Here is a 26,624-nt window from a genome sequence, read left to right as displayed (position 1 = left end):
AAAAAAGCTATTCTGGACTTCATTTTTATGTAAAATATATAATACTATGGGACAATGTTATAACGATTAAAACCATTTTGTAGCGAATTACCTTTATATAGAATTATTTTATTTCTACCTTCATTTTTAGCTTTATATAGAGCAGTATCTGCATCACTAAGTAGATTATCTATATTGTTAGTTAGACTAGGATAAGTTGAAACCCCTATTGAAATTGTTATATGAATAGTAGTTTTATTAGAAATATGAAATGAATAAGCTTCAACATTTTGTCTTATTCTTTCAGCAACTTGGATTGCGTCTGCAGTTGGACAATTTAATAGTAATACAGAAAATTCTTCACCACCATTACGGGATATGATATCAAAGGCTCGGCAGGTGTTGGTTAGAATGTTAGCCAAATTTTTCAATACAATATCACCTGAACCATGACCATACTTATCATTTATTTCTTTAAAATAGTCAATATCTAAAAATATTAATGACAAATATTGAATTTCCTCTTTTTTTTGTACTGCGATGCTAATTCGATGTAAACTTTTATTAAATTGCCTTACGTTATTCAAGCCAGTTAAAAAATCTATTGAAGCTTCAGTTCTAAGGGTTCTATATGCTTCAAAAGCTTTTGATAAATGTTCCATGAATTTATATACAAAATATGTTAAAAGTAAATTATTAAGGTAGTAAATTATTAAAAACTGAACTAGCAGCTGTGTATTTTTTATAAGAATTATACTTCCAATAGAGCTTACTACCAATGAATATAAAGTAGAATAAACCCATTTATTTTTTATTGTTGTTTTAGTATTTGAGATAAAAATAAATCCAATTATTAAAAACAAATTAATCACTAAAAAAAATATAGAAACTATAGAAAACCTGAATATCAAGTAAAATAGAACATTAATTATAACAGTAGTTACAATCGTAGATAAAGTTCCTCCATAAATGGATGATAAAATAATTGGTAGAGCATGAAAATTGATTGATAAATCAGGCATAACTTTTATAGGAAATAATATCAATAATATTTCTAGTAAACCACCAATCATACCAATAAAGAGTTTTTCACGTATAGTTGTTGATGACTTTGAAATTAGTATTTTATCTTTAAAAAAAATACTAAGGACACTTATAGAGGTTATAAAAACACAGGAATTGATAAAAAATTCAATAATCATCATATACACCTCTCTACTCAAAATGATTTTGTTAAATATTAAGTCTATATGATATTCGGATAGTATTATACGGACTTTACATTTAACAGAAACGAATTTACTATTTATTTGTTTAAATATGTCGAAAAAATAATTATTTTTTCACTCTTAGTTTTAATATAATTATATCATTAAAACAATAATGAAATAAATTTATAAATTACTGATATATTTTGATATTGTAAGATTTAAGTAATGTGCTTACTTCTTTTATGAATTATCATAAAAAACTGTGGCTTTTTTATGAAAGTGCTTATATTAATTACTGAAAGCTTTTGTTATCATCTAAACAATAAATAAATCAAAAAAATTAAGAGGATGGTTAAATGAGTAAAACTGTCAATGTAGGGTTGGTTCAAATGAATTCAAAGCTTGGAGATGTAGAGGAAAGGGAAGGGTCAGACTATAAAGTTTTTAACACTAAGTTAGGAAAAATAGGGATTATTATATGTTATAATGCTGGATTTCCAGAAGTATGTAGAACATTGGCACTTGAAGGAGCAGATATGGTGTTTATTCCTGCAGCATGGAGAATACAAGATGAATATATGTGGGATCTCAATCTTGCTCAGAGAGCTCTTGGAAATGTACTTTTTACTATAGGTGTAAATAGAGTTGGAATAGAAGAAAATTTGCATTTATCTGCTTTCAAGCTTCATCCATAATTTTAGAAGCTGCATCAATAAAATAACTTATATTTATATGTTTTTTAATTGCTTTTTTAATCATATTTATCTCCAATGTTTAAAATATTAGTTCTTGCTTAAGTAGCTAAAATAAAATCTATCGGAAAATTTAATCATGATAATAGTTATGCTAATGTCAAAACAAATAGTGCTATTGGATTATGTAAATTGAGAATAATGTTTAAAGGAATTGAAAATAATATGTAAAGAAATAAATTAATTTATAAAAGGAGGTATAAAGGTGAAGTTAGAAATTGGAAACTTTCATGTCAAGGATATTGTTTTTGGTAAAGCAACAAGCTATAAGGAGGGTATTTTAACAATTAACAAAAAAGAAGCTTTAGATTATGTATTGGAAGATGAGCATATTACTGAGGCAGATCTTTTAATTGTAAAGCCTGGAGATAAAGTTCGTCTTGTTCCAGTAAAGGAAGCTATTGAATGTAGAGTTAAGGTTGATGGAACCACGTTGTTTCCAGGAGTAACTGGAGATGTAATTCCAGCTGGTAATGGACGTACACATGCACTTAAAGATTGCAGCTTGCTTGTAGTTGGTAAGCATTGGGGTGGGTTTCAGGATGGTTTAATTGATATGAGCGGTGAAGGAGCTAAGTATACTTATTTTTCACAGCTAAAAAATATTGTTCTTATTGGAGATACAGATGAGGACTTTGAAAAGAATGAACAACAGAAGAAAAATAAAGCTTTGAGATGGGCGGGACATAAACTGGCCGAATATATAGGAAATTGTGTAAAGGATTTAGAGCCTGAAGATATTGAAACCTTTGAATTAGATTCTATTATGAAAAGGCATGAAGCTGTTAAAAAACTTCCAGGTGTTGTATTTGTTATGCAGCCTCAATCACAAATGGAAGAAATGGGATATAATGATCTAGTTTATGGATGGGATGCAAATCATATGGTTCCAACATTTATGCATCCAAATGAAGTATTGGATGGAGCTGTGATTTCAGGAAGCTTTATGCCATGTTCATCAAAGTGGTCAACTTATGATTTTCAAAATAATCCAACTATTAAAAGACTTTATGCAGAGCATGGAAAAACACTTAACTTCTTAGGAGTTATAATGTCCAATCTTAATGTAGCATTAGAGCAAAAGAAACGTTCAGCCTTATTTGTAGCTCAAATGGCTAAATCCTTAGGTGCAGATGGAGCCATCGTAGCTGAAGAAGGATATGGAAATCCAGATGCAGACTTCATAGCATGTATAGTAGCTTTAGAAGATGCTGGAGTTAAAACTGTAGGAATTACTAATGAATGTACAGGTAGAGATGGAGAGTCACAACCTTTGGTTGCTCTTGATGAAAAAGCGGATGCTATAGTTTCTACTGGAAATGTTTCAGAATTAATAGAACTACCTCCAATGGAAACTGTTATAGGCGAATTACAATCTTTAGCTAGAGATGGTTTGTCTGGCGGCTGGGCAAATGATGAAATATTAGGACCTTCAGTAAGAGAAGATGGTTCAATTATTATGGAAAACAATGCTATGTTCTGTGGAGATCAGATTGTTGGTTGGTCACCAAAGACAATGAAAGATTTTTAAGGAGGTGTAGTTTAGATGAAGAAAGCAATTTTATATTTGAACCAATTCTTTGGTCAAATAGGCGGAGAGGATAAGGCAGATTTTCAACCAGAAATAAGAGAAGGGTTAGTTGGACCTGCTTTAGAATTAAATAAACAACTTAAAGGTGCAGAAGTAACTCACACAATAATATGTGGGGATAACTTTATGGGTTCAAATGAAAAAGAAGCAGTAGAAAAAATACTAGGATTTTTGGATGGTAAAGAATTCGATATATTCTTTGCAGGACCTGCATTTCAAGCTGGCAGATATGGAAATGCCTGCGGAGTTATATGTAAAGCTGTAAAAGAGAAGTTTAATGTACCAGTAATATCATCTATGCACATTGAAAATCCTGGCGTTGAGATGTTTAAAAAAGATGTATATATCTTTAAAGGTGGAAATAATGCTAGCAGAATGAGAAAAGATGTAAAGGCAATGGCTGACTTTGGAAATAAAATACTTAATGGAGAAAAACTGCTTTCTGCAGAAGAAGAAGGCTACTATGGAAGAGGAAAAAGACATCAAGTTTGGCTTGAATCAGGTAAACCAGCTGCTGATAGAGTAGTAGAAATGATGATAAAGAAATTAAATGGTGAAAAATTTGAAACAGAACTGCCTATTCCTAAAATGGATAGAGTTCCAATAGCACCAGCTATTAAAGATTTAAGTAAAGCAACTATAGCTTGTGTAACAACTGGAGGTATAGTTCCTGTAGATAACCCTGATAGAATTCAATCTGCTTCAGCAACAAGATGGGGTAGATATGATATATCAAATTTAGACGATTTAGAAGGAGGAGTCTTCAAGACAATCCATGCAGGGTTTGACCCTGCAGCAGCAGATGCAGATCCAGATGTAATAGTTCCATTAGATGCTTTAAGAGCATACGAAAAGGAAGGAAAAATAGGTAAACTCCATGAGTATTTCTACTCTACAGTTGGAACTGGAACTACCCAAGGTGAGGCTGCTAGAATGGCAAAAGAAATTATTGTGCATCTAAAGGAAGCCGATGTAAATGCAGTTGTACTAACTTCCACCTGAGGAACTTGTACACGTTGCGGTGCAACAATGGTAAAAGAAATTGAAAGAGCTGGCTTCCCAGTTGTTCAAATGTGTAATTTGATTCCTGTAGCAACAACAGTAGGTTCAAATAGAATAGTACCAACTATTTCTATTCCATATCCACTTGGAAACCCTGCAGATTCTAAAGAGCATCAGTGGAAATTAAGATATCACAGAGTAGGTGTAGCTTTAGATGCTCTTGCAACTGATATTGAAGAACAAACTGTTTTTAAAGTAAAGATCTAAATCAGTAACTAAATAGGTCTTGTTAAAATGGATGAGACCTATTTAGATTAGTTTTGTGAAGGAGGAAAAATTAATTATGTCAAATGAACAAAAAGCAAAAGGCCGTTCTGTTCTGTATGTTTCTGCAGGTATAGCTCTGATATTTGTAGCATTTAGTATAATCCTGCCTTCTCAAATGGCTAAAACATCGAATAGTGTGTTATCATTTTTAACTACTAATTTTGGTTGGCTATATCTTTTATCAGTATTTATATTTACAATATTTATATCTGTTATTGCCCTCAGCCGCTATGGTAAAATTAAGCTGGGAAAAAATGATGAAAAACCGGAATTTACAACTTTCCAGTGGTTTACTATGCTATTTGGAGGGGGAATGGGCATTGGAATGGTTTTTTGGTCCATTGCTGAACCGATGAGTCATTATATGGCACCACCTGTGGCACAACCAGGAACTCCACAAGCTATGCATGATGCCATGAGGATTGTATTTAATGATTTCGGTATTCATGTTTGGATTATTTATGCGGTTTGCGGTTTAGCTCTTGGTTATTTTCAGTATCGAAAAGGTCTTCCATGTTTAATCAGCTCAGCTTTTTATCCAATTCTTGGTGAGCGTATTCACGGACCTATCGGTAAAACTATCGATATATTAGCAGTATTTGCTACGATGTTTGGAGTAGCAACCAGCTTAGGACTAGGAGCTGGCCAAATTGCTACAGGAATACAATATATTTGGGGAATTACAGCGACACCTGGTATGACTGCTGTTATTATTGCAATTATGACAGTGATATTTACGCTTGCTACTGTATCTGGACTGCATAAGGCTATGCAGGCTGTTGCTGACGTGAAGGTATGGCTTTCAATTGGATTTATGGTATTTATCTTCCTGTTTGGTGGAATGGTATTTATACTAAATACTTTTACTCATACGCTTGGTGATTATATTCAAAATTTTATCGGACAGAGTTTGTGGATGGGCAATATTGAATGGACTAAAGCCTGGCCGATATTCTACAGAGCCTGGTATATTGCGTGGGCAGGATTTGTAGGTCAGTTCATAGCACGTGTTTCCAGAGGCCGTACTATTCGTGAATTCATACTTGCATCAGTGTTCTTGCCTTCTGGTTTCTGCTTCTTATGGCTTGCAATCTATGGTGGAGCTGCATTTAATTTAGATGCATTGTCACACGGTGCAATTCAGGCAGCTGTTAAAACTAATATTTCGACTGCTTTATTTGTAACATTACAGCATCTACCACTTTATGTTATCACTGCACCATTGGCGATTATACTGATTGTTACGTCCTTTGCAGGAGCTGCTAATTCAGCAACTTATGTACTTAGTATGCTTACATCAGGAGGAGACTTAAATCCAAGTAAAAAACTTTGTGGTTTTTGGGGAATTGTTCAGGGAGCTGTTACTATAATGATTATTTTAGTAGGAGGCACTGCTGCAATAAAGACACTTCAGACGGCTTCTATTGCTGCTGCTTTTCCGTTCATGCTGATTATGCTTGTTATGTGTTACAGCATATTTAAAGCTCTTCAAGAAGAGAAAGTTTGAAGAAGAAATAGTAGTATCTAAAAATGTTGAACTAAAAGTATATTTACCCAAGTAGTAAGTAAATATTATTGAAACATTAGGAAAGAAGGTGCTATATGAATAATATTTATGATGTCATTATAATCGGTTCTGGTCCTGCAGGGCTTTCAGCAGCTATATACTCAGCAAGAGCTAGATTAAAAACTTTGATACTGGAGAGAAGCAAGGTAGGCGGACAAATTGTAATCACAGATGAAGTAGCTAATTATCCAGGATCAATAAAAGATGCTACAGGACCAAGTTTAATTGGTCGAATGGAAGAGCAGGTTGAAAGTTTTGGTGCTGAAAGAAAAAAAGATAACATAAAACAAGTTGATTTTACTGGAAAGATAAAAAAATTAAAAGGTGAAAAAGAAGAATATTATGCTAAATCTATAATTATTGCTACAGGAGCTAACCCTAGAAAAATTGGTTGTCCAGGAGAAAATGAATTGATAGGTAAAGGTGTATCTTACTGTGCAACTTGTGATGCTGAATTTTTTGAGGATTTAGAAGTTTTTGTAGTAGGTGGAGGAGACTCAGCTATTGAGGAAGCTATTTATTTAACAAAGTTTGCTAAAAAGGTTACTATAGTTCATAGAAGAGATGAATTAAGGGCTGCAAAATCAATACAAGAAAAGGCTTTTAAAAATCCTAAAATTGAAATAAAGTGGAACTCAGTAATCACTGAAATAAAAGGTGATGGAATAGTACAGTCAGCAGTATTTAAGGATACTAAAACAGGTGAATTGAGTGAATATTTTGCAGATGAAGAAGATGGAACTTTTGGAATATTTGTATTCGTTGGTTATTTACCTACAAATCAATTAGTTAAAGAACTAGTTGATATTGATGAAGCAGGATATATTATAACTAATGATAAGATGGAAACTAATATTGAAGGTGTATTTGCAGCAGGAGATATTAGGGAAAAACCATTGAGACAGGTAGTTACAGCTGCTGCTGATGGTGCTATAGCTGCTGTGCAAGCAGAGAAATATATAGAAAATAATTTTGAAGAATAGAGGATGAAGTTAATATGATAATTTTAGACAAAGAGACATTTAAAGGTGAAGTTTTAGAATCTAAAGGTTATACACTTGTTGATTATTATGGAGATGGTTGTGTACCTTGTCAAGCTTTATTGCCAGATATAGAAGAATTATCAGTTAAATTTGAAGGAAAAGTTAAATTTTGCAAATTAAATACTACAAAGGCTAGAAGATTAGCTATTTCACAAAGAGTACTTGGACTTCCTACAATTGTACTTTATAAAGATGGAGAAAAAATTGAAGAAGTAATAAAGGATGATGCTACAAAAGCAAACATTGAAGCAATGATTGTTAAAAATATAAATGCTTAATTAAATTTATTATATTGAAGGCCTAAATGGCCTTTAACAGATAATTTATGAGTGGGAGCAAATGGGTAAAATTACCCTGTGTTTCCGACTAAAAGGAGGAAAAAGTTATGAGTTTATTAGAAGGGAAAAAAATAATTGCAATAGGTGACAGGGATGGAATTCCAGGTCCAGCTATTGAAGAATGTGTTAAAAGTGCCAAAGGAGAAGTTGTATTTGCCTCCACAGAATGTTTTGTTTGAACAGCCGCAGGTGCTATGGATCTGGAGATCCAACAAAGAGTAATTGATTTAACTGAAAAATATGGTGCTGAAAATGTGATTGTATTAATAGGAGGAGCTGAGGCAGAGGCTTCAGGTCTGTCAGCAGAAACTGTAGCTGCTGGAGATCCAACATTCGCAGGACCACTTGCAGGAATAGCATTAGGTCTTGGAGTATATCATGTAGTAGAACCAGAAGTTAAAGCAGAATTTGATCCAGCTGTTTATGATGAACAATGTGGAATGATGGAAATGGTTCTTGATGTTGATGAAATTATTAGTGAAGTAAAGCCTATTAGAGATGAATATTCAAAGTACAATAAATAGTTATCAACAACTTTAACAGGCTAAAGATGGCATGCAGCAATGCATGCTGTTTTTGAATATATAATAACTGAACATAATGAATGGAGGTTTTAAAAATGAGTTTTCCAGTAATTAAAAATGCGGCTTATGTATTAGTAAATACACCAGATATGATATTGCACAATGGTACTACTCAAACCCTAGAAAGAGAAACAAATCCAGAATCAGAATATTTAAAGGAGATACCAAATCACTTAAGATCTTTTGAAGATGTTGTTAGTTATGCACCAAATCAAACTTATATCGGAAATATGACTCCAGAAGAATTAAGTGAAAGAAAGAGACCATGGTATAATGAAAAGGTTGAAGGCTTATCTAGATTTGGTAAGTTTGGTGAAATCATGCCGCAGGATGAGTTCTATGGTTTAATGAAGATAAGTGACGTATTTGACCTTGTTTTGTTAGAGAAGAATTTCACAGAGGCTGTTAGAGAAAAGTTTAAGTCTCACGCTGTTTTAAAGATTAAAGCTGACGAGTTAAAGGAAGGAATTGACTTATCTGAAATAGAAAAGCTGTTACAAAATCATGTAGCTGAAGGATTATATGATAATGGTAAGCTTGTTGGTTGTGTAAAAAGAGCTCATGAGTTTGATAAAAATCTAACTTCACATATTATTGTTGAAAATTTAGCTGTTAAGGCTTCAGGAGTTCTTGCATTAATGCATCTAGTAAAGAATTCAGGAGTAGACGTTAATGAGGTAGAATACTTAATTGAATGTTCAGAAGAAGCTATAGGCGATATGAATCAGAGAGGCGGTGGAAACATAGCTAAGGCTTGCGGTGAAATTGCAGGAATTAAAGGAGCTACAGGCTCAGATATGAGAGGCTTTTGTGCTGGCCCTTCACACTCAATAGTTGCAGCAGCAGCATTGGTTAAAGCTGGAATTTATAAAAATGTAATAGTTTTTGCTGGTGGAGCTACTGCTAAGCTTGGGATGAATGGTAAAGATCATGTTAAAAAGGGATTACCTGTTTTAGAAGATTGCTTAGGAGGATTTGCAATACTAATATCTGAAAATGATGGTGTAAGTCCGATATTAAGGACAGATGTAATAGGAAGACATAGCATTGGACATGGTGCTGCACCACAAGCAGTTTTGGAAGCATTGGTTTCAGATCCATTAAGTAAGAATGGACTAAAAATTACCGATGTTGATAAATTTGCTCCAGAACTTCAAACTCCAGATATAACAGAACCAGCAGGAGCAGGAGATGTTCCAACTCAAAACTATAAGATGATAGGAGCACTTGCGGTAAAGAGCGGACAATTAGAGAGAAAAGAGTTAGCAAATTTTGTTGTAAAACATGGATACCCAGGATATGCACCAACACAAGGTCATATACCATCAGGAGTACCTATAATTGGTCATGGTATTGAACATATAATGTCAGGAAAATTAAATAACTTTATGTTAATAGGAAAAGGAAGCTTGTTCTTAGGAAGAATGACTAACTTGTTCGATGGAATTTCAATTTTGGTTGAAAAAAATAATGGTGATTCAGATAGTTCGGCTGCAGCAGTTTCAAAGGAAGAAATTAAGAACATGATAGCTGAAGAATTAAAAAAATTTGCATCTAAAATGATGGAAGAATAAACAATGGTATTTATAGACAGTAGAAAGTATTGAATAGATACTAACAAAGAGGAGGGAGCAGCGTGGAGCAAACTAAAAAAGTAATTTCAGAAGTATTTAATGAAATAGCTGATGGAATAATAAGTGGAAGCTTCGGAAAAAAAGTTAAAATTGGATTAACTACGTTTGGTTCAGAACATGGTGTGGACGAGATGATTAAAGCTGCAGCACTTGCCAAGAGCAAATATGGTGATTTTGATATAGTTTTAATAGGACCTAAAGTTGAAGGAGACTTTGAAATAGTTGAGGTTAGTGATGCTGAAGAAGGCCATAAAAAAATGGTAGAGTTGTTAGATAATAAAGTAATAGACGGATGTGTCACTCAGCATTTTGATTTTCCTATAGGAGTTTCAACAGTTGGAAAAGTTACTACTCCAGGGTTAGGAAAAGAAATGATAATTGCTACAACTACAGGAACAACATCTACCCATAGGGTTGAAGGAATGATTAAAAATACTATAAATGGAATAGCCGTTGCAAAAGCTTGCGGAATAAAAGATCCTAAGATTGGCATATTAAATGTAGATGGGGCTAGAGGTGTTGAGAGAGCACTTAAAGAATTGCAAAGTAGAGGATATAAATTTTCTTTTAGTGAATCTTTAAGAGCTGATGGAGGTTCAGTCATGAGAGGAAATGACCTGTTGGCAGGAACACCTGATGTTATGGTTTGTGACTCCTTAACAGGTAACTTACTTGTGAAGATATTTGCATCATTTACAACAGGTGGGAACTATGAAACTACTGGATATGGATATGGCCCAGGAATAGGAGAAGGCTATGATAAGATAATTAATATAGTATCTAGAGCATCTGGAGCTCCATTAATTTGTGAAGCATTAAAATATTGTGCACTTTCTGCGAAGAATAAGCTACTACAGCTTGCTGATGTTGAGTATAAAAATGCTAATGCAGCAGGTTTAAAAGAAATAATAGGAAAAATCCTTGAAAAGGAAAAGCCTGCAGCTGCAGTAGAAGAAGTTAAGATTCCACCTAAAAAAGTAGTAACCTATGGGATACCTGGAATTGATATTCTTGAGCTTGAAGATGCTTGTAAGTCACTTTGGAAGGAAGGAATATATTCTGAGAGTGGAATGGGCTGCACTGGACCAATAGTTTTAGTAGCAGAAGATGAAGCTGATAAAGCTATAAACGCATTGAAAAAAAATGGATTTAAATAATTTAAAACCGGTATATCAACGAGTTAAGTGGTTTTATGAAAAAATAATTTGATTGAAGATAAGATTGCCTCATTTAGAATTTATAGAGAATGCAGATATGATAGGAATTATACATACTATATATATTAGAACATCTTGATAAGTCTAATGAGGCATCTACTCTTTTAAGAAAGATGGTTAAAGGAGGAGAGTTAGGTTTTAAGAGCAGTAAAGGATTCCAGAACTGGGATCGAGAGCAAGCTAAGTAATCAAGCGAAGGACTAAGAGAGTACTTGTTTAAAGTATTATATAGAAAGAGTTAAATAAGTGCACCATAAAATTCTATCTTGTGTAAAATAACGAAAATTGATGAACAATCATGTAACCAGGAGGATATTTTAATGGAGTTTAATCAAATAGAAGCATTGATATTTCAAATATAGATGTGTATTTTGAAGTGAACAATCTAGATGCACTTTATAAGTTTGTAAAAAGTGGTCTTGGAAGTATCCATAGTTTCAAAAAATACATTTAAATATTATATATCATTAGGATTTATAAAAGAAAGTCGTTAAAAGCTTTAGAATGGTATTTGATTCTATAGTGGATGAAGGTATTTTAGTAAAGATATCAGAGGATTGTTTTTTTGTTAGAAGATCATAGGAAGTTTAAAGAATTATAAAAAAGCTACTTTGATTTAGTAAACAGCTTAATTATATTATAGCTGTATCATAAAATATGATACAATTAATAACATAAAGTGATAAGAAAATAGACGAAAAATGTTGACATAATAAATGGTACATCTTATAATACTTTGTGTAATTAAATATGGGAGTAGATAGGTTCTGGTGTTCCTGGCGGTCTTCAAAACCGTTCTGCCGTGCTAAGACCATGACGGGTGGGTTCGATTCCCACATATTCCCGCCATTAATAGGATAAAAGACATCTAGTAAATTTGTAAAGTTTACTAGATGTCTTTTTATTTAGTAGAAATTTATAACTTTTTTAATCCAAAAAGCATCCATTATATATTTTAATGTGAATGTTATACAATAATAAAATTAACTAAAAGAAAGAACACCCTATTTTAGAAGAAGGATGTTGACAACGAAACAAGAAAAGTATATTAGAAAATGCTGCATACAGAAAGGAACGTCCATCAATAGTGTTGCTAGAAAAACAGGGCATGATTGGAGAACGGTTAAGAAGTGTATAGAGAAAGAGGATTATAATCAAAAAGTCACATTTTACCTTTACTCAAAATAACTGTAAAGAAGAAACTACTTCCACTTGGTTAATTGCAAATGATAAAACTTTTGAGCTAGCTGAAAAAGGCTATTTTGCTAAGAAAAAATTAAAGAGGGTATCAACTAGCTGCTCGCCTTTACCGGTGAACATTCTGAAACAGCAGCAATGTTTTTAGATTCTGGAAACACCCATTGCACTGATCAATAAAGAATACTTAAAAGTAAAATATGATAAACAAAAAATAATTTTATTTGGGCATTTCTGAGGAACTATTTTGAAAAGTATATTTATAAAAAAATATTCGAGAGAAGTAGCATATTACATTGGAGTAAGATAATCTATTTTGTATACAAAATTTATAAGTTGCAAAAACTATACAAAATAGGAGGTGCTTTCTGTGAAAATTGCTATTTTAGGTGCTGGGATGTCAGGCTTATCTTGTGCAATAACATTAGAGAAACATGGAATTATACCAACAATTTTTGAAAGAAGAAATTGTGTTGGAGATAGATTTGTTAATGCTGAGGCAATGTTTAGTTTACTAGATAGACCTATTAAAGATTCTCTGCATTTTCTCTCTAAGAATTATGATATACATTTGAAACCAATAAATGCTGTTAATAAATTAGTTGTCCATTCAAAAAAGCAAATAGGAAGTATTGATGGAAAAATCGGATACACAAATGTTAGGGGAAGGCATGAAAATTCATATGAATGTCAATTAGAGAAACAATTGATGACAAAAATTAATTTTAATTCAACTTGTGAATATGAAGAAGTATGTAAAAATTTTGAGTATGTAATATTAGCAACAGGAGATGGAGAATATGCTTCACATTTAGGAAATTACAAGTGTGATCTTACATTTACATTAAGAGGTGTAACAGTTGAAGGTAAATTTGCTACAGATATTTCGCATGCATGGTTTAATTATGACATCATACCTAAAGGATATGCATGGGTTGTACCATTTTCTGAAAAAGAAGCTAATATTGTTATAGCTTACCCTGACTATCCTGATAATATAAAATTAGATATAAATACAATATGGGAAAGATTTTATAATTTAGTTTGCAAAGATTTAGATCAAAAATTTAGAATAACAGATAAGTTTGAGATTACAAAATATATGACGGGAATATGTAATGTACCCAAGGTTGATAATACTTATTTTGTTGGGAATTGTTTTGGAGCTCTTTCTCCTGGATTAGGATTTGGGCAATTTGCATCAATACTTACGGGGATATATTCAGCTTATGATATATGTGGAATAGGAAAATATGAAAAACTTGTTAAACCCTTATTTAAAAACTATAATCACTCCCTTGTTTTAAGAAGGTTCTTGGAAAATTTAAATGACAAGGATTTGGATTTTGCAATTAAAAATTTAGATAATAAATTATTACATAAAATCATCGATACAATATGTAGTACTGATAGTAAAATTGATGTACTTCAAGGGATGACTCCATTAATGAAATTATGGAATAAGTATAATTTTTAATAAGAAAAATAGGAAAAACTGTTAGCCAGATATCCACATATCTGACTAACAGTTTTTTATGACAACTTATCCACCATATCGTAAATAGAGCCATTTTACTTATATGAATTTATATACTTTAGATTTCCATAAGCTTCTTAAAATCATTTTCAACATCAGTTATTCCACCTATTCCAAAGTTATCCACTAATACCTTAGCAACATTTGCTGAAAGGAACGCAGGAAGCGTTGGTCCTAAGTGAATGTTCTTAACACCTAAGTGTAATAATGATAATAATACTATTACAGCTTTTTGTTCATACCAAGCTATATTATATGATATAGGTAGTTCATTTATATTCTTCAACCCAAATACTTCTTGAAGCTTGAGTGCTATAACAACTAATGAATATGAGTCATTACATTGTCCTGCATCTAATATCCTTGGAATTCCACCAATATCACCTAAATTCAATTTGTTATATTTATATTTAGCACAACCTGCAGTTAATATAACTGTATCTTTTGGTAACTTTGAAGCAAATTCTGTATAATAATCTCTTGATTTTGCCCTTCCATCACATCCAGCCATCACAAAGAATCTCTTTATAGCACCTGATTTAACAGCTTCTACAACCTTATCAGCTAAAGCTAAAACTTGATTATGAGCAAATCCACCAACTATTTGTCCTTTTTCTATTTCTGTAGGTGCACTGCATTTCTTGGCCATTTTTATAACCTTAGAAAAATCTTTTGTTCCATCAGCTTTAACTTCTATATGGCTACATCCTGGCATTCCCGTATCACCTGTCGTAAATAATCTATTCTTATAGGTGTCTTTTGGTATAACTAAACAATTTGTAGTCATGATGATTGGGCCATTAAATTTTTCAAATTCTTCTTTTTGCTTCCACCATGCATTACCATAATTTCCTGCAAAGTGCTTATACTTTTTAAATTTAGGATAGTATTGTCCGGCAAGCATTTCACCATGAGTATATACATCTACTCCAGTTCCTTCTGTTTGTTCCAGTAACATTTCTAAGTCTTTTAAGTCATGTCCTGAAATTAATATTCCTGGATTACTTCTAACTCCAATATCAACGGTTGTTATTTCAGGATGTCCATAACTTTCAGTATTAGCTTTATCAAGTAATGCCATGCCATCTACACCAAATTTACCTGCTTCAAGTGATAAAGCTACTAGATCATCAACAGTTAAGCTGTTATCTATTGTAGCTGACAATGCTTTTGCCATAAATGCATGAATCTCTTCACTATTGTAATTCAAATTCATTGCATGCTTCATATAAGCAGACAATCCTTTTAATCCATAAGTGATAAGTTCTCTTAAGCTTCTTATATCTTCATTTTTTGTTGCAAGCACTCCAACTTTTTCAGCTTTTGCATCAAATTCTATAGTATTATCAGCTGTCCAAACTGCTGCATCTGGCATAATCATCTCTGTGGTTTGTATTCCAAATATCTTCTTGAAAAAGCCACCAGTTACTTTTACTTCTCCAACTTTACCGCCAGCACTAATTACTTTAGATTTTAAATTTTCTCTTATTTTTAAAGTTTCTTTTACCCTGCCTAAAATAAAATCTCTGTGAAAGTTAGCATTTGTAATCGTTGTAAATAAATTTTCTACTATAACTTTATCAACATTGCTGTCTTTAACTCCAACTTTTCTTCCTTCATTGCTTACAATAGCTAATCCCTTAGTTACATATATTAATAAGTCTTGAGCTTTTGCAACATTTTCATTCTTACCACAAACTCCTACTTTAGTACACCCCTTGCATCCAGCTGTTTCTTGACATTGATAACAAAACATTGACATTTAAGGATTCCACCTTTCAACTTAAAATTTATACCTACGAATTTAGTACTTTCTTTGCTATGATTATAGAGTACTAAAATACTGTAATTTAGTCTGTAACAATTGTTACGTAACTGCTAAAAATGATATAATTAAGGGGACTGGTCACTGAGTAACAATTTTCAGAACACCTCATATACTATTAATGGTGGGGTTTTAACTGTATCAATATAAAGGAGTATTATATGCATAATAGACAATTTCCTTATTGTCCTTATTACATGAACCAAGCTGTTAAGCCTTTCTTCAAAGCAAAGGTTAGGAATAAAACACAAAAATTTGCAGCTTTTAGTGGTACTGTTACAAGGATTGAAGATTTTTCCCCTAGCCCAAGTGATGTATCAGAAGGCTGCTATAAATTAATGTCACTTGAAAGTAAAGACAAGGGTCCAGTAAATTTTGTGATATCCCCAGAAACTTACTTTGTGGATCATGAAGTGGTAGAAGTAGGAGATAAGGTAACTGGATTTTATGACGCAAATGCACCTGCCATTCTTATTTATCCTCCACAATATCCCGCAATTGTTATAGCAAAAAATATAGGATATCAAAATGTTACTGTAGACTATTTTAACAATCAACTTATAAGTAGCGATGGAAATTTAAAATTAAATATCACCCTATCTACTAAGGTAATTTTGACAAACGATCAGCTTTTTAACAGATACCCTGGAAATAGAAATCTAATTGTTGTCTATGGTCCTACAACTATGAGCATACCTGCTCAAACTACTCCATATAAAATCATCGTTCTTTGTTAAATCAAGTTATGTTATATTAGTGCATGCAATTTGCTTATAGAAATATCTATCAAAAGAAATGTGACTACAACATGTAACTTTGTTTCAAATATTATGATAAGGAAAATGAAAAATTAAGGAGGTTACTTAATGAGTAAGTATAGAAACAATGACATAAGTGATTTATACACCAATGTGATACATTATTGTCCACATATTGCGAAACAGTATAAATGCCCATTTAGTACTTTTTATAGGCGAGAATTAGTAGGATTTAAAAGACAGCAGCAGCAAGGTCCACCGAAAACACCGCCACCTAATTTTATTCCACAACTATCAGATGTACCGGAGGCAAGTTTAATGGCGGTGGATTCCGGAGCAATAGCGCCTTGTGTATACAGATTCTCATATATTTGGTTAAAGAATGGTCAATCCTTCTGGGCATATCTTGTCTATGTAGGAAAAACATCTACTTCTGGTTGGAGATATAGAAAGGGAAGATGGGAATACTTTGGGGTGGACTTAAAAGAAATTAAAAGCTTTACTTGTTATTAGCATTATTAAAATTTTAATTATAATGTTCTTATTTAACATTACAATAATAGAAACCGAATATTTATATGAAACGCCATATTATTTAAAAAATCTCATGGCGTTTTTATGTTCGGAAAACAAATATTAGGCAAATTAATCAGTAAATCTAGATATATTTATATTATCCCATTTCGATGTAGACAATACCAAATATTAATTACTAATGCAATACATGTGACTGCTATGATTCCCACTGCTATAGGCAATGTTATTTTTTAAGAACGTTTACCAATTATATAAAATATAATCCCATCATTTAATACAACAACTAATACACTTCTAACAATAAGTTCTTTCAAAATATTCATAGTATTAACTCCTTTTTTTTAAAATATCATAATAATTTTATATAGGCATGTGCAGCATTGGATTGAAACATTAAATTTTTTGCATTTACTGCTAATGGTATAGCTATTGACAAAGTAATGCCAATGTATCCCAAACATAACCTATAAAGTATGATGCTGAACACCCTTTTAACGTATTTATTAGCTAACTATGAAAATCCTTTTATTCCACCAGATAGCTTCATTTTCTTCATTAGCTGTTGATTTAACTAAATGTTCAATAGCTAAAATACATCTTCTTTATATGGTTTTATTATAATTATTGTCTGCTAAAAATCTATAATTACTCCATTTTCTATACGAAGCCTCACTTCTACAATTGGGTGTAGTTCACAATAAATAGATGTTCCAAAATTCTTATTTAACGTAACAACTGAAGCGGTGTTTTTTATCTTCACAAAATAATTTAGTGAAGATTTATAAATAACTAGAATAATGTATTTTGAGACCTATAAAATACTTGATAGTATGTCCATAATAAAAGATAACAAAATTTGTTCTAATTTTTAGGTACAAGAAACATGCAATAATAAACAAAATTTAAATACCTCCTGATATAGTAACATGTATTTTGAAGCAAATATTAACTCAATATGGGAGGACTTAATGAGCATCTAAACTTTGTATAACCAAAGCTTTACTGTGTAATGTTTTGAAGAAAGAGGGCAAAAATATGAAATGAGATTTTTACCAGTTAGTTAGGCAAAATTATTCTTTGAAAATTGAATAATACCGTGTATCATATAATTAATGTTAGCTAGTACAGAATAGCAAATTATAATGAATTTAAGGTTTGAAAATTATGAATTATAGAAGGGAAAGGGAATATGCATTATACGGGATATGAGCTTTTTGCTTTTTTTCTGATTTACTCTTTTTTAGGATGGGCAGTAGAAGTCTTAATTGTGAGCTTACGAAAAGGTTATTTCGTTAATCGAGGGATGCTGAATGGGCCACTGTGCCCGGTCTATGGGTTAAGTATTATACTTAGTCTGCAATTTTTAGAGGCGGCGAATGCCAATCCTTTTGCATTGTTTGTCGGGAATGCCGTTCTCGCTACTGTGGTTGAGTATATTGATGGAGGGTTACTAAGACGGATAATCGGAAGACGCCTGTGGAATTATGATAGTCCAAGGTTCTACATTACCTTTGCATTTGCATATAGTGGCGCTTCCGTGCTGGTTATTTCCCTGCTGCAACCATTGGTCTATACGGTAAGTCAGATGATTCCACATTTGTTATTCTGCATTATTCTCTGGATACTCTTTGCTTTACTGATGGTTGACGGTGTTGCCTCATTTGTGGTAGCGTTCCATATTCGTAAACAAAGTAGATTAGAACTAAAGGTAACGGAAGGTTTGAGTAATACAAAGAAGATTATGGGACAACGTTTTTTTGCAAGGTTGCAAAAGCGTATTCACAAAGCTTTCCCTGAGCTGGAGAATGCCAAATTGGAAGTCATTGCTGTTAAAGCTCTAGATCAAAAAAAGTTTGCGGAAGGCATTTGTTTTGAAAAACTGGTATGGATGTTTTTTATCAGTGCACTGGCAGGGGATTTGATTGAAACCGTATTTGTCTGGGTAAAGTCCGGTAAGTTGATGAGCCGCAGTAGTCTAATATATGGACCTTTCAGTGTGGTTTGGGGACTGGGTGGAATAATTGCCACAGTAATGCTTCATAGATTAATTGATAAAAATGACATATATATCTTTCTGGGGGGCTTCTTCCTAGGTAGTACCTATGAATATTCGTGCAGTGTGTTTACAGAAAAGGTATTGGGTGCCCGTTTTTGGGATTATAGTGGCATGCCTTTTAATCTGGATGGTAGGGTGAATCTGCTTTACTGTCTGTTCTGGGGACTACTTGCTATTGTATGGCTGAAAGTGATTTATCCATTCGTGAGTAACTATATTGGTAAAATCCCACGGGTGTTAGGGGAGGTACTTACGTGGTGCATTGTAGTATTTATAGTGCTCAATGCATTGGTTTCAGCTATGGCACTATACTATTATAGTTTGAGGATGGCTGGTATATCTGTGAACGGTAAAGTGGAAATGTTCTTTTCTATATATTATCCTGATACTTTAATGAAAATGATTTATCCAAATGCGGTTTTGCCATAAAAGTGATTTAACTTAATGTGAGGTTGTATTAGTTCGTAACTTTCACAAAAGACGTATCAATCGTTGATGCGTCTTTTTGCTACTTAACGTAATACTTAAAAAGTAAATAATTTACTGAAACGCCGTATTATTTTAAAAATCTTATAGCGTTTTTATGTTCGTAAATCAAAGATTATATTCAGCTCTTTGTATTGAAATATATAGGTAAAATTAGTAGTTTCAAATGTATAATTAATACCCTATATTGTTAAAACAACATAGGGTATTAAGATTATATTTAAAAGGCTTTATCCTTTTATACTTGTTCCAAGACTTGAAATAATTCCTGCAACTGGTTGCACAAGTTGATTGATTTGTGGTGCAGTTAATGGGGTAGAAGAAGTCAGTCTAACACAAGGAAGTTCGAGTGTTAGATTAAGGCCCAAAAGTACGATGTTTATTGGACAAGGAATAGAAATACAAAGTATTTCATTTCCAGTGCAACATCCTGATGGACACGTAGATTGTTGAGGTTCAGCAGTTTGCTTGAGGTCCTCTTTCATAATATCGCCTCCTAATTTTCAATAATTATAATATGGCAATATTGGTAAAGTGTGAATATGTTTGCTTAATTACCTATATGGCAAGTATGCATAAAATGAAAGCTACTGGATAAAGCAAGATTATATTACAAGAATTTTAGGAAGAAGATATACCTGCAGCACTAAGAAATCCAATTGAATGTCCAGACTAGTTCTTTTATTGTTGAACAATAGTTAATTTTATGATATCATGTATATTAATTAAATAATATGATGCTTATTCTTATCCCCGGGTAAGGATGTTAAGAAGCACTGAATATATTCCATTAGGGCCTTTTTAAGGAGGAATAATATTCAGTGCTTTTGTGTTTATTAGAGGAGGTTAAGCATTATATTAAAATCTAATATTATATATATGGAGGTAATTTAATGAATTGGAACATTAAAAAGTTTAATCAATTTAAGGTCGAAGAAGTATACAAAATTTTAGCATTGAGAAATAAGGTATTTATTGTAGAACAGGAATGTGCATACCTTGATTGTGATGATAAAGATTTAAATTCATATCATTTATTTTCTGAAGAAAATGGAGAAGTAGTTGCATACTTAAGAATTTTGGAAAAGGGAGTTTCTTACGATGAAATATCAATAGGAAGAGTAGTCGTAAAAAGAAATTATCGTGGTAAAGGAATTGCAAGAGAAATGCTGTTGAAAGCTATTGAATTTATAGAAAATACTTTAAAAGAAGATACTATAAAAATTCAAGCACAGGCATATTTACTTAATTTTTATAGTAGCCTTGGCTTTAAAGCAGTTTCAGAAGAATATCTAGAGGATAATATTCCACATATAGATATGTTATATAAAAAATAAATTATGTTTTCAAATATAGCTACTATTAATTTATCAAAATTTGAGGAATACTCCTATCTTCTATAAGCTATGCATTGCACACATTAATGGTAATTAATTACCATTAATGTGTAAAAAAACAAACTCATAGATAAATTGAACATTTTATATAGCTTAATTGAAACATACTGGTGTAAATTGATGCTTTAAAGCTCTTTTTACATCTCAAAACTTTATAATTAATCTGCAATTAATTGGTATTAATTTCTTGGCGGATACTCAAAAATCCGTATTCCATAAGGCTTGAACAGCTTACCAATTAAATTCCAAAGTTATGTGCAATGTATAGCCTGAAGAAGTGGGGATTTTTTATCAAGTGAATATCGGCTTTGAATCAATCCATGTCATCCCGAAGTGCGTCAATAATATTTTCTTTCTTTATTTTTCTAATAGAATACAGCATTGTAATGAACACTATAAATAAAACGCCAAATATACTGATTCCGATACTGGCCCACGGCATCACAAAGCTTCCACTTTCACTGCCGTTCATTTCTTTGTGCATGAACCATGAAAATATGATTGCCAGGGGAAGCCCGAAGATCAGCGCCTTCATGCCATAAAAGATACACTCGAAATTCATCATCTTTTGGAAATCGTGGTCGGACATTCCCACAGAGCGAAGCATGGCAAGTTCACGTCTGCGCAGCTTGATATTCGTGGAAATTGTGTTGAACACATTGGCAACTGCAATCAGCGAAATCATAATTATAAAAGCATAAGAGAACACATCGGCAATGAATATCATATTGCGGCTCTGATCAAGCGCTCCAGACATATTCAAAAGGATGTACGGGGTTGTAATTCCCATATCCTGAACTATCTCTTTCATTTTATCCGATGACTTCGATGGGTTCTTTGACTGAAATGTCATGCCCTTAGTTATAATATCTGCAGGAGTACCAGTGGCATTAAACTTTTCCTTGAGTGAATATGGGGCAGTTACATAAATTCCACCTGATTTTTGTTTTATGTCTGTTAAGATAGGAGGTGTATCAGGCGGCATAAAATTGTTCATAAATGTAATACCTACATTATATCCCTGTTTCATCTCCGGCTTGCCATTTGTTTCGGGAAAAATGGTAAAATTGGTGACAGAACTCTTGAACACATTCGGAATTTGGCTGGCCGTTTTCTGATTGTCGTGGCTGTCCACTTTGGCAACGCCGATTAATTTCGCATTTTGTCCGGTATATTTATCTGCGGGCAAACCTAAACTTTTGACAATCTTCAGATAGGTACTGTCATCTAAAAATTGGATTTGCACTGGCAGATTCACCGTTTCGTTCGGCGAATGTGAACCTTCCGACTTCTTGTAAGCGTCTGAAAGATCACTGCCCTTGGCAGCACAGAAATAATTCATAACAACTTGATACGAACTTTCGTCAACACCATCGACGTTTTTTAGTTCATCGTAAAGTTGCAGCATTTCGCTGTCTTTCATATCATGTGTGCCAAAACCGACATCACTATTAGTAACCTCTTTTGCACCCGCCGACACCTGTTTCAAATCTATTACCATGGCACTGGTCGATATAAATAACACTACACTTAAAACAAGTGACAGCACAATGCTGCGATAACGCTTTTTGTTCCTCTTAAAGTTCTTTAATGCAAGAGTTCCCTCCAATCCATAAATACGCTCCACAAGTTTTGACGTTTTCACAGCTTTTGATTCGACTTTGACATCATTCGTCTGGCGAATACACTCCATAACTGGCATATTGGCAGCCTTGCGAGCTGGAATATCTGCCGAAATCAGGATTGTGATCATGCTGGTCACTACTGCTGCAATGATTGCGGGAGCGGACACTGTCAATGTCAAAGGTACATTGGCGAAAAGAACGTTTGCGAAGTTTTTGGCGACAATACTAATCGCAAGTTTGATGCTGGCTATACCAATGATAACACCAATTGGGATACCAATAGCACCAATACAAAGTCCCTCAAACAGCACTGAATGGCGCAGCTGCTTTGGGGTGGCTCCCACCGATGAGAGAATCCCGAATTGGTGTGTGCGCTCGTTCAAGGAGATGTTGAATGAATTATAAATCAGAAAAATAGAACCAATCATAATTATGATGAGTACAATGGCACCGGCTGAGTACAAAAATGCATTGAACACCTTATCGCTTTGATCGTTTGAAAGAGCAATGAAACGCAGCACATCACTATTAAAGATGTAAGCATGACCTTCAGCTGCATTTTTTGCATAAGTATGAGTCTCAAACGGTTTTTTTAGCGTGACAAACAAGCTGAGATTGTTTGCTGTGTCTGCTGCATCTGCAGTTGTAATTGCGGTATATCCAGGTGCAGAATCTTCATCAAAGTGAGGCGTTTCGCAGAAACCGACCACTGTATAAGTTTTCTCTGTTTTGGGCACAAGAGTTTCTTTCCCGGAAATGTAAGGGTCATGTTGACCAAGACTTTTGTTTCCATTCATGCGGCTTCCAATAGCAAGGGTAAGCGTGTCACCCACACGTAACTTAATGCCATCTTTTATTACAACTCTCTCAGGAACAACAATCTCTCTGTTGTTTTTTGGCAACCTGCCGGCACACAATGTGAGGGGAAGAGCATTAAATGTTTTCTTGCTGAATCCGGCGATAAAAAAATACGGTTTGCTGTGAATTTTTCCACCATTAAGTTTTGCGTAGCCAATATTTTTAAATGATGTGGTGTTTGCAACTTTGTTGTTACTTGCCTGCTTAGCTGCGAAAGAAGAATCCACATCCTCAAATTTGATGTGCCAGCCGCCGTATTTGTGAGCCTCACCGTTTGACATATAGTTCAGCAGGGAAACGCCAAAAGTGACGACTGCCGTAATCAAGGCAGCAGACAGTACAACTCCGATAATCGTTACAATTGTTCGTGTGCGGCTCTTTTTCATGCCTTGCAGGGTAACTTTGTTGAAAATGTTCATGGTCTCACCTTCTCGTCTCTCACTACTTTGCCGTCTGATATGCCGATAATGCGGTCTGCTTGCAAAGCAATATTTTCGTCATGTGTAACAACAATAAGTGTCTGATTATATTTTTTATTGCTTTCTTTAAGCAGCTTTATAATTTCATGTCCATTTCGACTGTCCAAACTACCCGTTGGCTCGTCGGCAAGCATGACCGCCGGAGCGTTCATCAAAGCACGTCCTATGGAAACACGCTGCTGCTGACCGCCTGAAAGCTGATTGGGTAAATGTGTTTCTCGTCCCTTTAGCCCAAGCAATTCCAGCAATTCATTCAGCCTCTTCTTATTGACCTTTCGTTTGTCCATCAGTATAGGCAATGTGATGTTTTCAACAACATTCAGAGTGGGAATGAGGTTGTGAAACTGGTAAATCAGTCCAACCTGACGCCTGCGGAAGATGGCAAGTTTTTCATTGTTCTGGGCATATACATCCTGACTCTCCAAATATATCTTTCCGCTTGTTGGCACGTCCACACCAGCGATAGCATGCAGCAAAGTGGATTTACCAGAGCCAGAGGAACCGATAATTGAAGTAAATCCTCCTTTTTCTATTGTAAGTGAAACATGGTCAAGCGCGGTAACCTGATTTTCACCAGTGCCGTAGACCTTGCATAAATTTTCAATTTTTAAAAACTCCATTATGTGAGCCTCCCTTTTCATGTTTTACCTATATAATAGAACTCTCAACTTACATCTATGTGACTTTAAGGTGAGAGATTCGTCACTTTGGGAAACGAAGGTCAAACATGGCGCCGCCCTGTGGGTGATTTTTGGCGGTAATCGTTCCGCTCTGACGTGTTATAATCATTTTGCAGAGAGCGAGTCCAATCCCGTATCCTGTGGCACTTGAGTTTTTCCCACGATAGAACCTGTCAAACAGGCAGGGTAAATCTCCTTTTTCAAAGCCTGCACCGCTATCGTGGATGATAATCTCGGTAAACAATGGGTTGTCCGTGCAGACAATCTCAATCTTCCCATTATCCCCTGCACTTTCCATGCAATTTTTGATGATGTTTTGAATTGCTTCCGAAAGCCAACCAGAATCACCCTGAATGATTATCCCTTTCGGTACGTCTATTTGTAAAGCAATATCGTGCAGTTCCATTTGGATCAAAAACGGGTGAATCGCAGCGTTTATCAAAGTATTTACATCTATCTGTTCAGCTTTAAAAACCACAATGCCTGCGTCCAGGCGGGATAATTTGAGAAGGGAAGTAAGTAGCCAATCCATATGTACAAACAATTCCTTTGTTTCCCGTATCAATGCTTTCCGTTCATTTTCGTCAGGGTTATTCTCTAACAATGATAGAATGAGGTTTACGGATGTGAGAGGAGTGCGGAGTTGATGAGCTATGTCGGCCAGTGAATCAGCAAGATGTTCTTTTTCTTTTTTCAGTGCATCATTTTGCTCCCGAATACGCAGCGTCATTTTTGTTATCTCGCTTTGCAGAATGGAAAGTTCGCCCTCATCTAATTCACCAATATACAGGTGATCAGCATTATGAAGCACAATATCAATTTGATCTGAAATTTGCGCAATGCTTTTATATCGAGCTTTGGTAAATGCAAAAAACGCTATTCCAAAGGCGGTGGCAGAAGCAATGGCAAGAATTCCAGCTGCCGCATTAATTGCAAATCCCAGCGTCACAGCGGCGGCAGCTATTAAGGAGAACAAAATGGCAAACTTTCTAAACTCTCTATTCCGAAACATACCCGCCCCCCAATCTATATCCAGTCCCGCGAACGGTCAGAATTATTTGCGGGCTTGCTGGGTTGTTCTCTATCTTCTCACGCAGGCGTTTAATGTACACGGTCAATGTATTGTCATTGACAAACTCGCCCGCAGCGTCCCACAATTCGTCAAGCAGTCTGCCCCTCGTGATAATACTTTTGGGGTTGTTAATAAACACCAGAAGTAAGCGGTATTCTAAGGCTGAAAGAAAAACTTCGCTGTCGTCCTTTTTCACGACGCCACTTGCCATATCGATATGAAGCCCACAGACTTCAAAAGCCGATGGAGAACGTCCGCTTTTTCGCAGGGCAGTTCTGATTCGTGCAATCAGTTCACGCGGACGAAAAGGCTTGGTAATATAGTCGTCGGCACCCATGTTTAGCCCGGTAACAACACTCGCCTCATCACCAGAAGCAGTTAGAAAGATAACGGGAACATCCTGTATTTCTTTGATTTCCGTGCAAACCGTAAAGCCATTTCCGTCAGGCAAAGAAATATCTATAAGTGCTAGGTCAAATTTATTCCCAGCAAGCATGGCAAGGGCATCACTACGCGTAGGTGCGTGAGTGACTGTAAATCCCTCCGAGCGGAGCAAAAGCACAAGGTTTTTAGCAATTTCCTTATCGTCCTCAACCAAAAATATCTGCTTCATTTATTTTCACCATCCTTTGCTTTACTGCTCCTATATCGTCCGTCAGCCGGTTTTTCAGCGTGAGCAGGAACAAGCCATGTATTTCCCATTTTTTCAGCTCCCTTAATCCGTCCAGCAGAGCAATAGTACACTACCATTCTGTCTGTGATTCCCCAATCTTTAGCTGCTTCTTTTGTTGTTATATAATCCACGTATAGCACCTCCATAATTTTATTATATTTCCTTTAACGGAAATATACAAGCTGAGTATAAATGACAT

General features: G+C 34.3%; 22 protein-coding genes and 1 tRNA gene. 15 read left to right on the top strand and 8 right to left on the bottom strand.

The annotated features are described in order from the left end of the window. Positions 1–44 precede the first annotated feature (44 nt). Complete coding sequence (locus CLJU_RS13510; RefSeq protein ID WP_148222380.1) at positions 45–1,184, bottom strand: GGDEF domain-containing protein; 1,140 nt, start codon at positions 1,182–1,184, stop codon at positions 45–47. Between the two features lie 362 nt (positions 1,185–1,546). On the opposite strand from CLJU_RS13510, the gene CLJU_RS13505 reads away from it, so the two are divergent. The 11 genes from CLJU_RS13505 (at position 1,547) to CLJU_RS13450 (ending at position 13,919) form a co-directional block, all read left to right on the top strand. After that, positions 1,547–1,885 carry a nitrilase-related carbon-nitrogen hydrolase gene (locus CLJU_RS13505; RefSeq protein WP_013239384.1) on the top strand — a complete coding sequence of 113 codons (339 nt, stop codon included), beginning with the start codon at positions 1,547–1,549 and terminating at the stop codon, positions 1,883–1,885. 262 nt (positions 1,886–2,147) lie between these two features. Further along, on the top strand, positions 2,148–3,473 hold the full coding sequence (locus CLJU_RS13500) for a glycine/sarcosine/betaine reductase component B subunit (protein ID WP_013239383.1): 1,326 nt from the start codon (positions 2,148–2,150) through the stop codon (positions 3,471–3,473). Between the two features lie 15 nt (positions 3,474–3,488). Then, complete coding sequence (gene grdH, locus CLJU_RS13495) at positions 3,489–4,802, top strand: betaine reductase selenoprotein B (RefSeq protein ID WP_013239382.1); 1,314 nt, start codon at positions 3,489–3,491, stop codon at positions 4,800–4,802. A gap of 76 nt (positions 4,803–4,878) precedes the next feature. Then, the gene (locus CLJU_RS13485) at positions 4,879–6,369 is read left to right on the top strand and encodes a glycine betaine uptake BCCT transporter (RefSeq protein ID WP_013239381.1); all 1,491 of its coding nucleotides are present in this window, start codon (positions 4,879–4,881) and stop codon (positions 6,367–6,369) included. 95 nt (positions 6,370–6,464) lie between these two features. Next, positions 6,465–7,412: a thioredoxin-disulfide reductase gene (gene trxB / locus CLJU_RS13480; protein WP_013239380.1), complete on the top strand. Its 948-nt coding sequence runs from the start codon at positions 6,465–6,467 to the stop codon at positions 7,410–7,412. 14 nt (positions 7,413–7,426) lie between these two features. Further along, complete coding sequence (trxA, locus tag CLJU_RS13475) at positions 7,427–7,750, top strand: thioredoxin TrxA (RefSeq protein WP_013239379.1); 324 nt, start codon at positions 7,427–7,429, stop codon at positions 7,748–7,750. Between the two features lie 107 nt (positions 7,751–7,857). Then, positions 7,858–8,334: a glycine/sarcosine/betaine reductase complex selenoprotein A gene (gene grdA / locus CLJU_RS13465; RefSeq protein WP_013239378.1), complete on the top strand. Its 477-nt coding sequence runs from the start codon at positions 7,858–7,860 to the stop codon at positions 8,332–8,334. Positions 8,335–8,429: 95 nt separating this feature from the next. Next, on the top strand, positions 8,430–9,968 hold the full coding sequence (grdC, locus tag CLJU_RS13460; protein ID WP_013239377.1) for a glycine/sarcosine/betaine reductase complex component C subunit beta: 1,539 nt from the start codon (positions 8,430–8,432) through the stop codon (positions 9,966–9,968). 62 nt (positions 9,969–10,030) lie between these two features. Continuing rightward, positions 10,031–11,185, top strand: coding sequence for a glycine/sarcosine/betaine reductase complex component C subunit alpha (gene grdD, locus CLJU_RS13455; protein WP_013239376.1), 1,155 nt, complete (start codon positions 10,031–10,033; stop codon positions 11,183–11,185). Positions 11,186–11,997: 812 nt separating this feature from the next. Then, a tRNA-Sec gene (locus CLJU_RS22315) sits at positions 11,998–12,094 on the top strand. Positions 12,095–12,812: 718 nt separating this feature from the next. Next, entirely contained in the window at positions 12,813–13,919 is a 1,107-nt protein-coding gene (locus CLJU_RS13450) for an FAD-dependent oxidoreductase (protein WP_013239375.1), read from the top strand. A 118-nt stretch (positions 13,920–14,037) separates the two neighbouring features. On the opposite strand, the gene hcp is transcribed toward CLJU_RS13450, so the two are convergent. Beyond that, complete coding sequence (gene hcp / locus CLJU_RS13445; protein WP_013239374.1) at positions 14,038–15,741, bottom strand: hydroxylamine reductase; 1,704 nt, start codon at positions 15,739–15,741, stop codon at positions 14,038–14,040. 224 nt (positions 15,742–15,965) lie between these two features. On the opposite strand from hcp, the gene CLJU_RS13440 reads away from it, so the two are divergent. The 3 genes from CLJU_RS13440 to CLJU_RS13425 all read left to right on the top strand — a co-directional run bounded on the left by CLJU_RS13440 (position 15,966) and on the right by CLJU_RS13425 (position 19,584). Then, a complete protein-coding gene (locus tag CLJU_RS13440; protein WP_013239373.1) occupies positions 15,966–16,541 on the top strand; it encodes a hypothetical protein in 576 nt (191 codons plus the stop codon). A 129-nt stretch (positions 16,542–16,670) separates the two neighbouring features. Continuing rightward, the gene (locus CLJU_RS22955) at positions 16,671–17,075 is read left to right on the top strand and encodes a hypothetical protein (protein ID WP_013239372.1); all 405 of its coding nucleotides are present in this window, start codon (positions 16,671–16,673) and stop codon (positions 17,073–17,075) included. A 1,213-nt stretch (positions 17,076–18,288) separates the two neighbouring features. Then, on the top strand, positions 18,289–19,584 hold the full coding sequence (locus tag CLJU_RS13425) for a putative ABC transporter permease (protein WP_013239371.1): 1,296 nt from the start codon (positions 18,289–18,291) through the stop codon (positions 19,582–19,584). A gap of 287 nt (positions 19,585–19,871) precedes the next feature. On the opposite strand, the gene CLJU_RS13420 is transcribed toward CLJU_RS13425, so the two are convergent. After that, positions 19,872–20,126 carry a hypothetical protein gene (locus CLJU_RS13420; protein ID WP_013239370.1) on the bottom strand — a complete coding sequence of 85 codons (255 nt, stop codon included), beginning with the start codon at positions 20,124–20,126 and terminating at the stop codon, positions 19,872–19,874. Between the two features lie 408 nt (positions 20,127–20,534). On the opposite strand from CLJU_RS13420, the gene CLJU_RS13415 reads away from it, so the two are divergent. After that, positions 20,535–20,978: a GNAT family N-acetyltransferase gene (locus CLJU_RS13415; protein ID WP_013239369.1), complete on the top strand. Its 444-nt coding sequence runs from the start codon at positions 20,535–20,537 to the stop codon at positions 20,976–20,978. A gap of 373 nt (positions 20,979–21,351) precedes the next feature. On the opposite strand, the gene CLJU_RS13410 is transcribed toward CLJU_RS13415, so the two are convergent. The 5 genes from CLJU_RS13410 to CLJU_RS13390 form a co-directional block, all read right to left on the bottom strand. Continuing rightward, positions 21,352–23,940 carry an ABC transporter permease gene (locus tag CLJU_RS13410; protein ID WP_013239368.1) on the bottom strand — a complete coding sequence of 863 codons (2,589 nt, stop codon included), beginning with the start codon at positions 23,938–23,940 and terminating at the stop codon, positions 21,352–21,354. Then, positions 23,937–24,620, bottom strand: a complete 684-nt coding sequence (locus tag CLJU_RS13405; RefSeq protein WP_013239367.1) for an ABC transporter ATP-binding protein — start codon at positions 24,618–24,620, stop codon at positions 23,937–23,939. The genes CLJU_RS13410 and CLJU_RS13405 overlap by 4 nt, the downstream gene beginning before the upstream one ends. A gap of 82 nt (positions 24,621–24,702) precedes the next feature. Then, positions 24,703–25,692, bottom strand: a complete 990-nt coding sequence (locus tag CLJU_RS13400) for a sensor histidine kinase (protein WP_013239366.1) — start codon at positions 25,690–25,692, stop codon at positions 24,703–24,705. Further along, positions 25,679–26,365, bottom strand: coding sequence for a response regulator transcription factor (locus tag CLJU_RS13395; protein ID WP_013239365.1), 687 nt, complete (start codon positions 26,363–26,365; stop codon positions 25,679–25,681). Before CLJU_RS13395 ends, CLJU_RS13400 begins: the two co-directional genes overlap by 14 nt. Beyond that, the gene (locus tag CLJU_RS13390; RefSeq protein WP_013239364.1) at positions 26,362–26,556 is read right to left on the bottom strand and encodes a helix-turn-helix domain-containing protein; all 195 of its coding nucleotides are present in this window, start codon (positions 26,554–26,556) and stop codon (positions 26,362–26,364) included. The genes CLJU_RS13395 and CLJU_RS13390 overlap by 4 nt, the downstream gene beginning before the upstream one ends. Positions 26,557–26,624: the final 68 nt, after the last annotated feature.

This window comes from Clostridium ljungdahlii DSM 13528 (genome assembly GCF_000143685.1).
GTDB lineage: Bacteria > Bacillota > Clostridia > Clostridiales > Clostridiaceae > Clostridium_B > Clostridium_B ljungdahlii.
The sequence above is the reverse complement of the archived record's forward strand: the minus strand, read 5'-3'. Positions and strand labels throughout refer to the sequence as shown.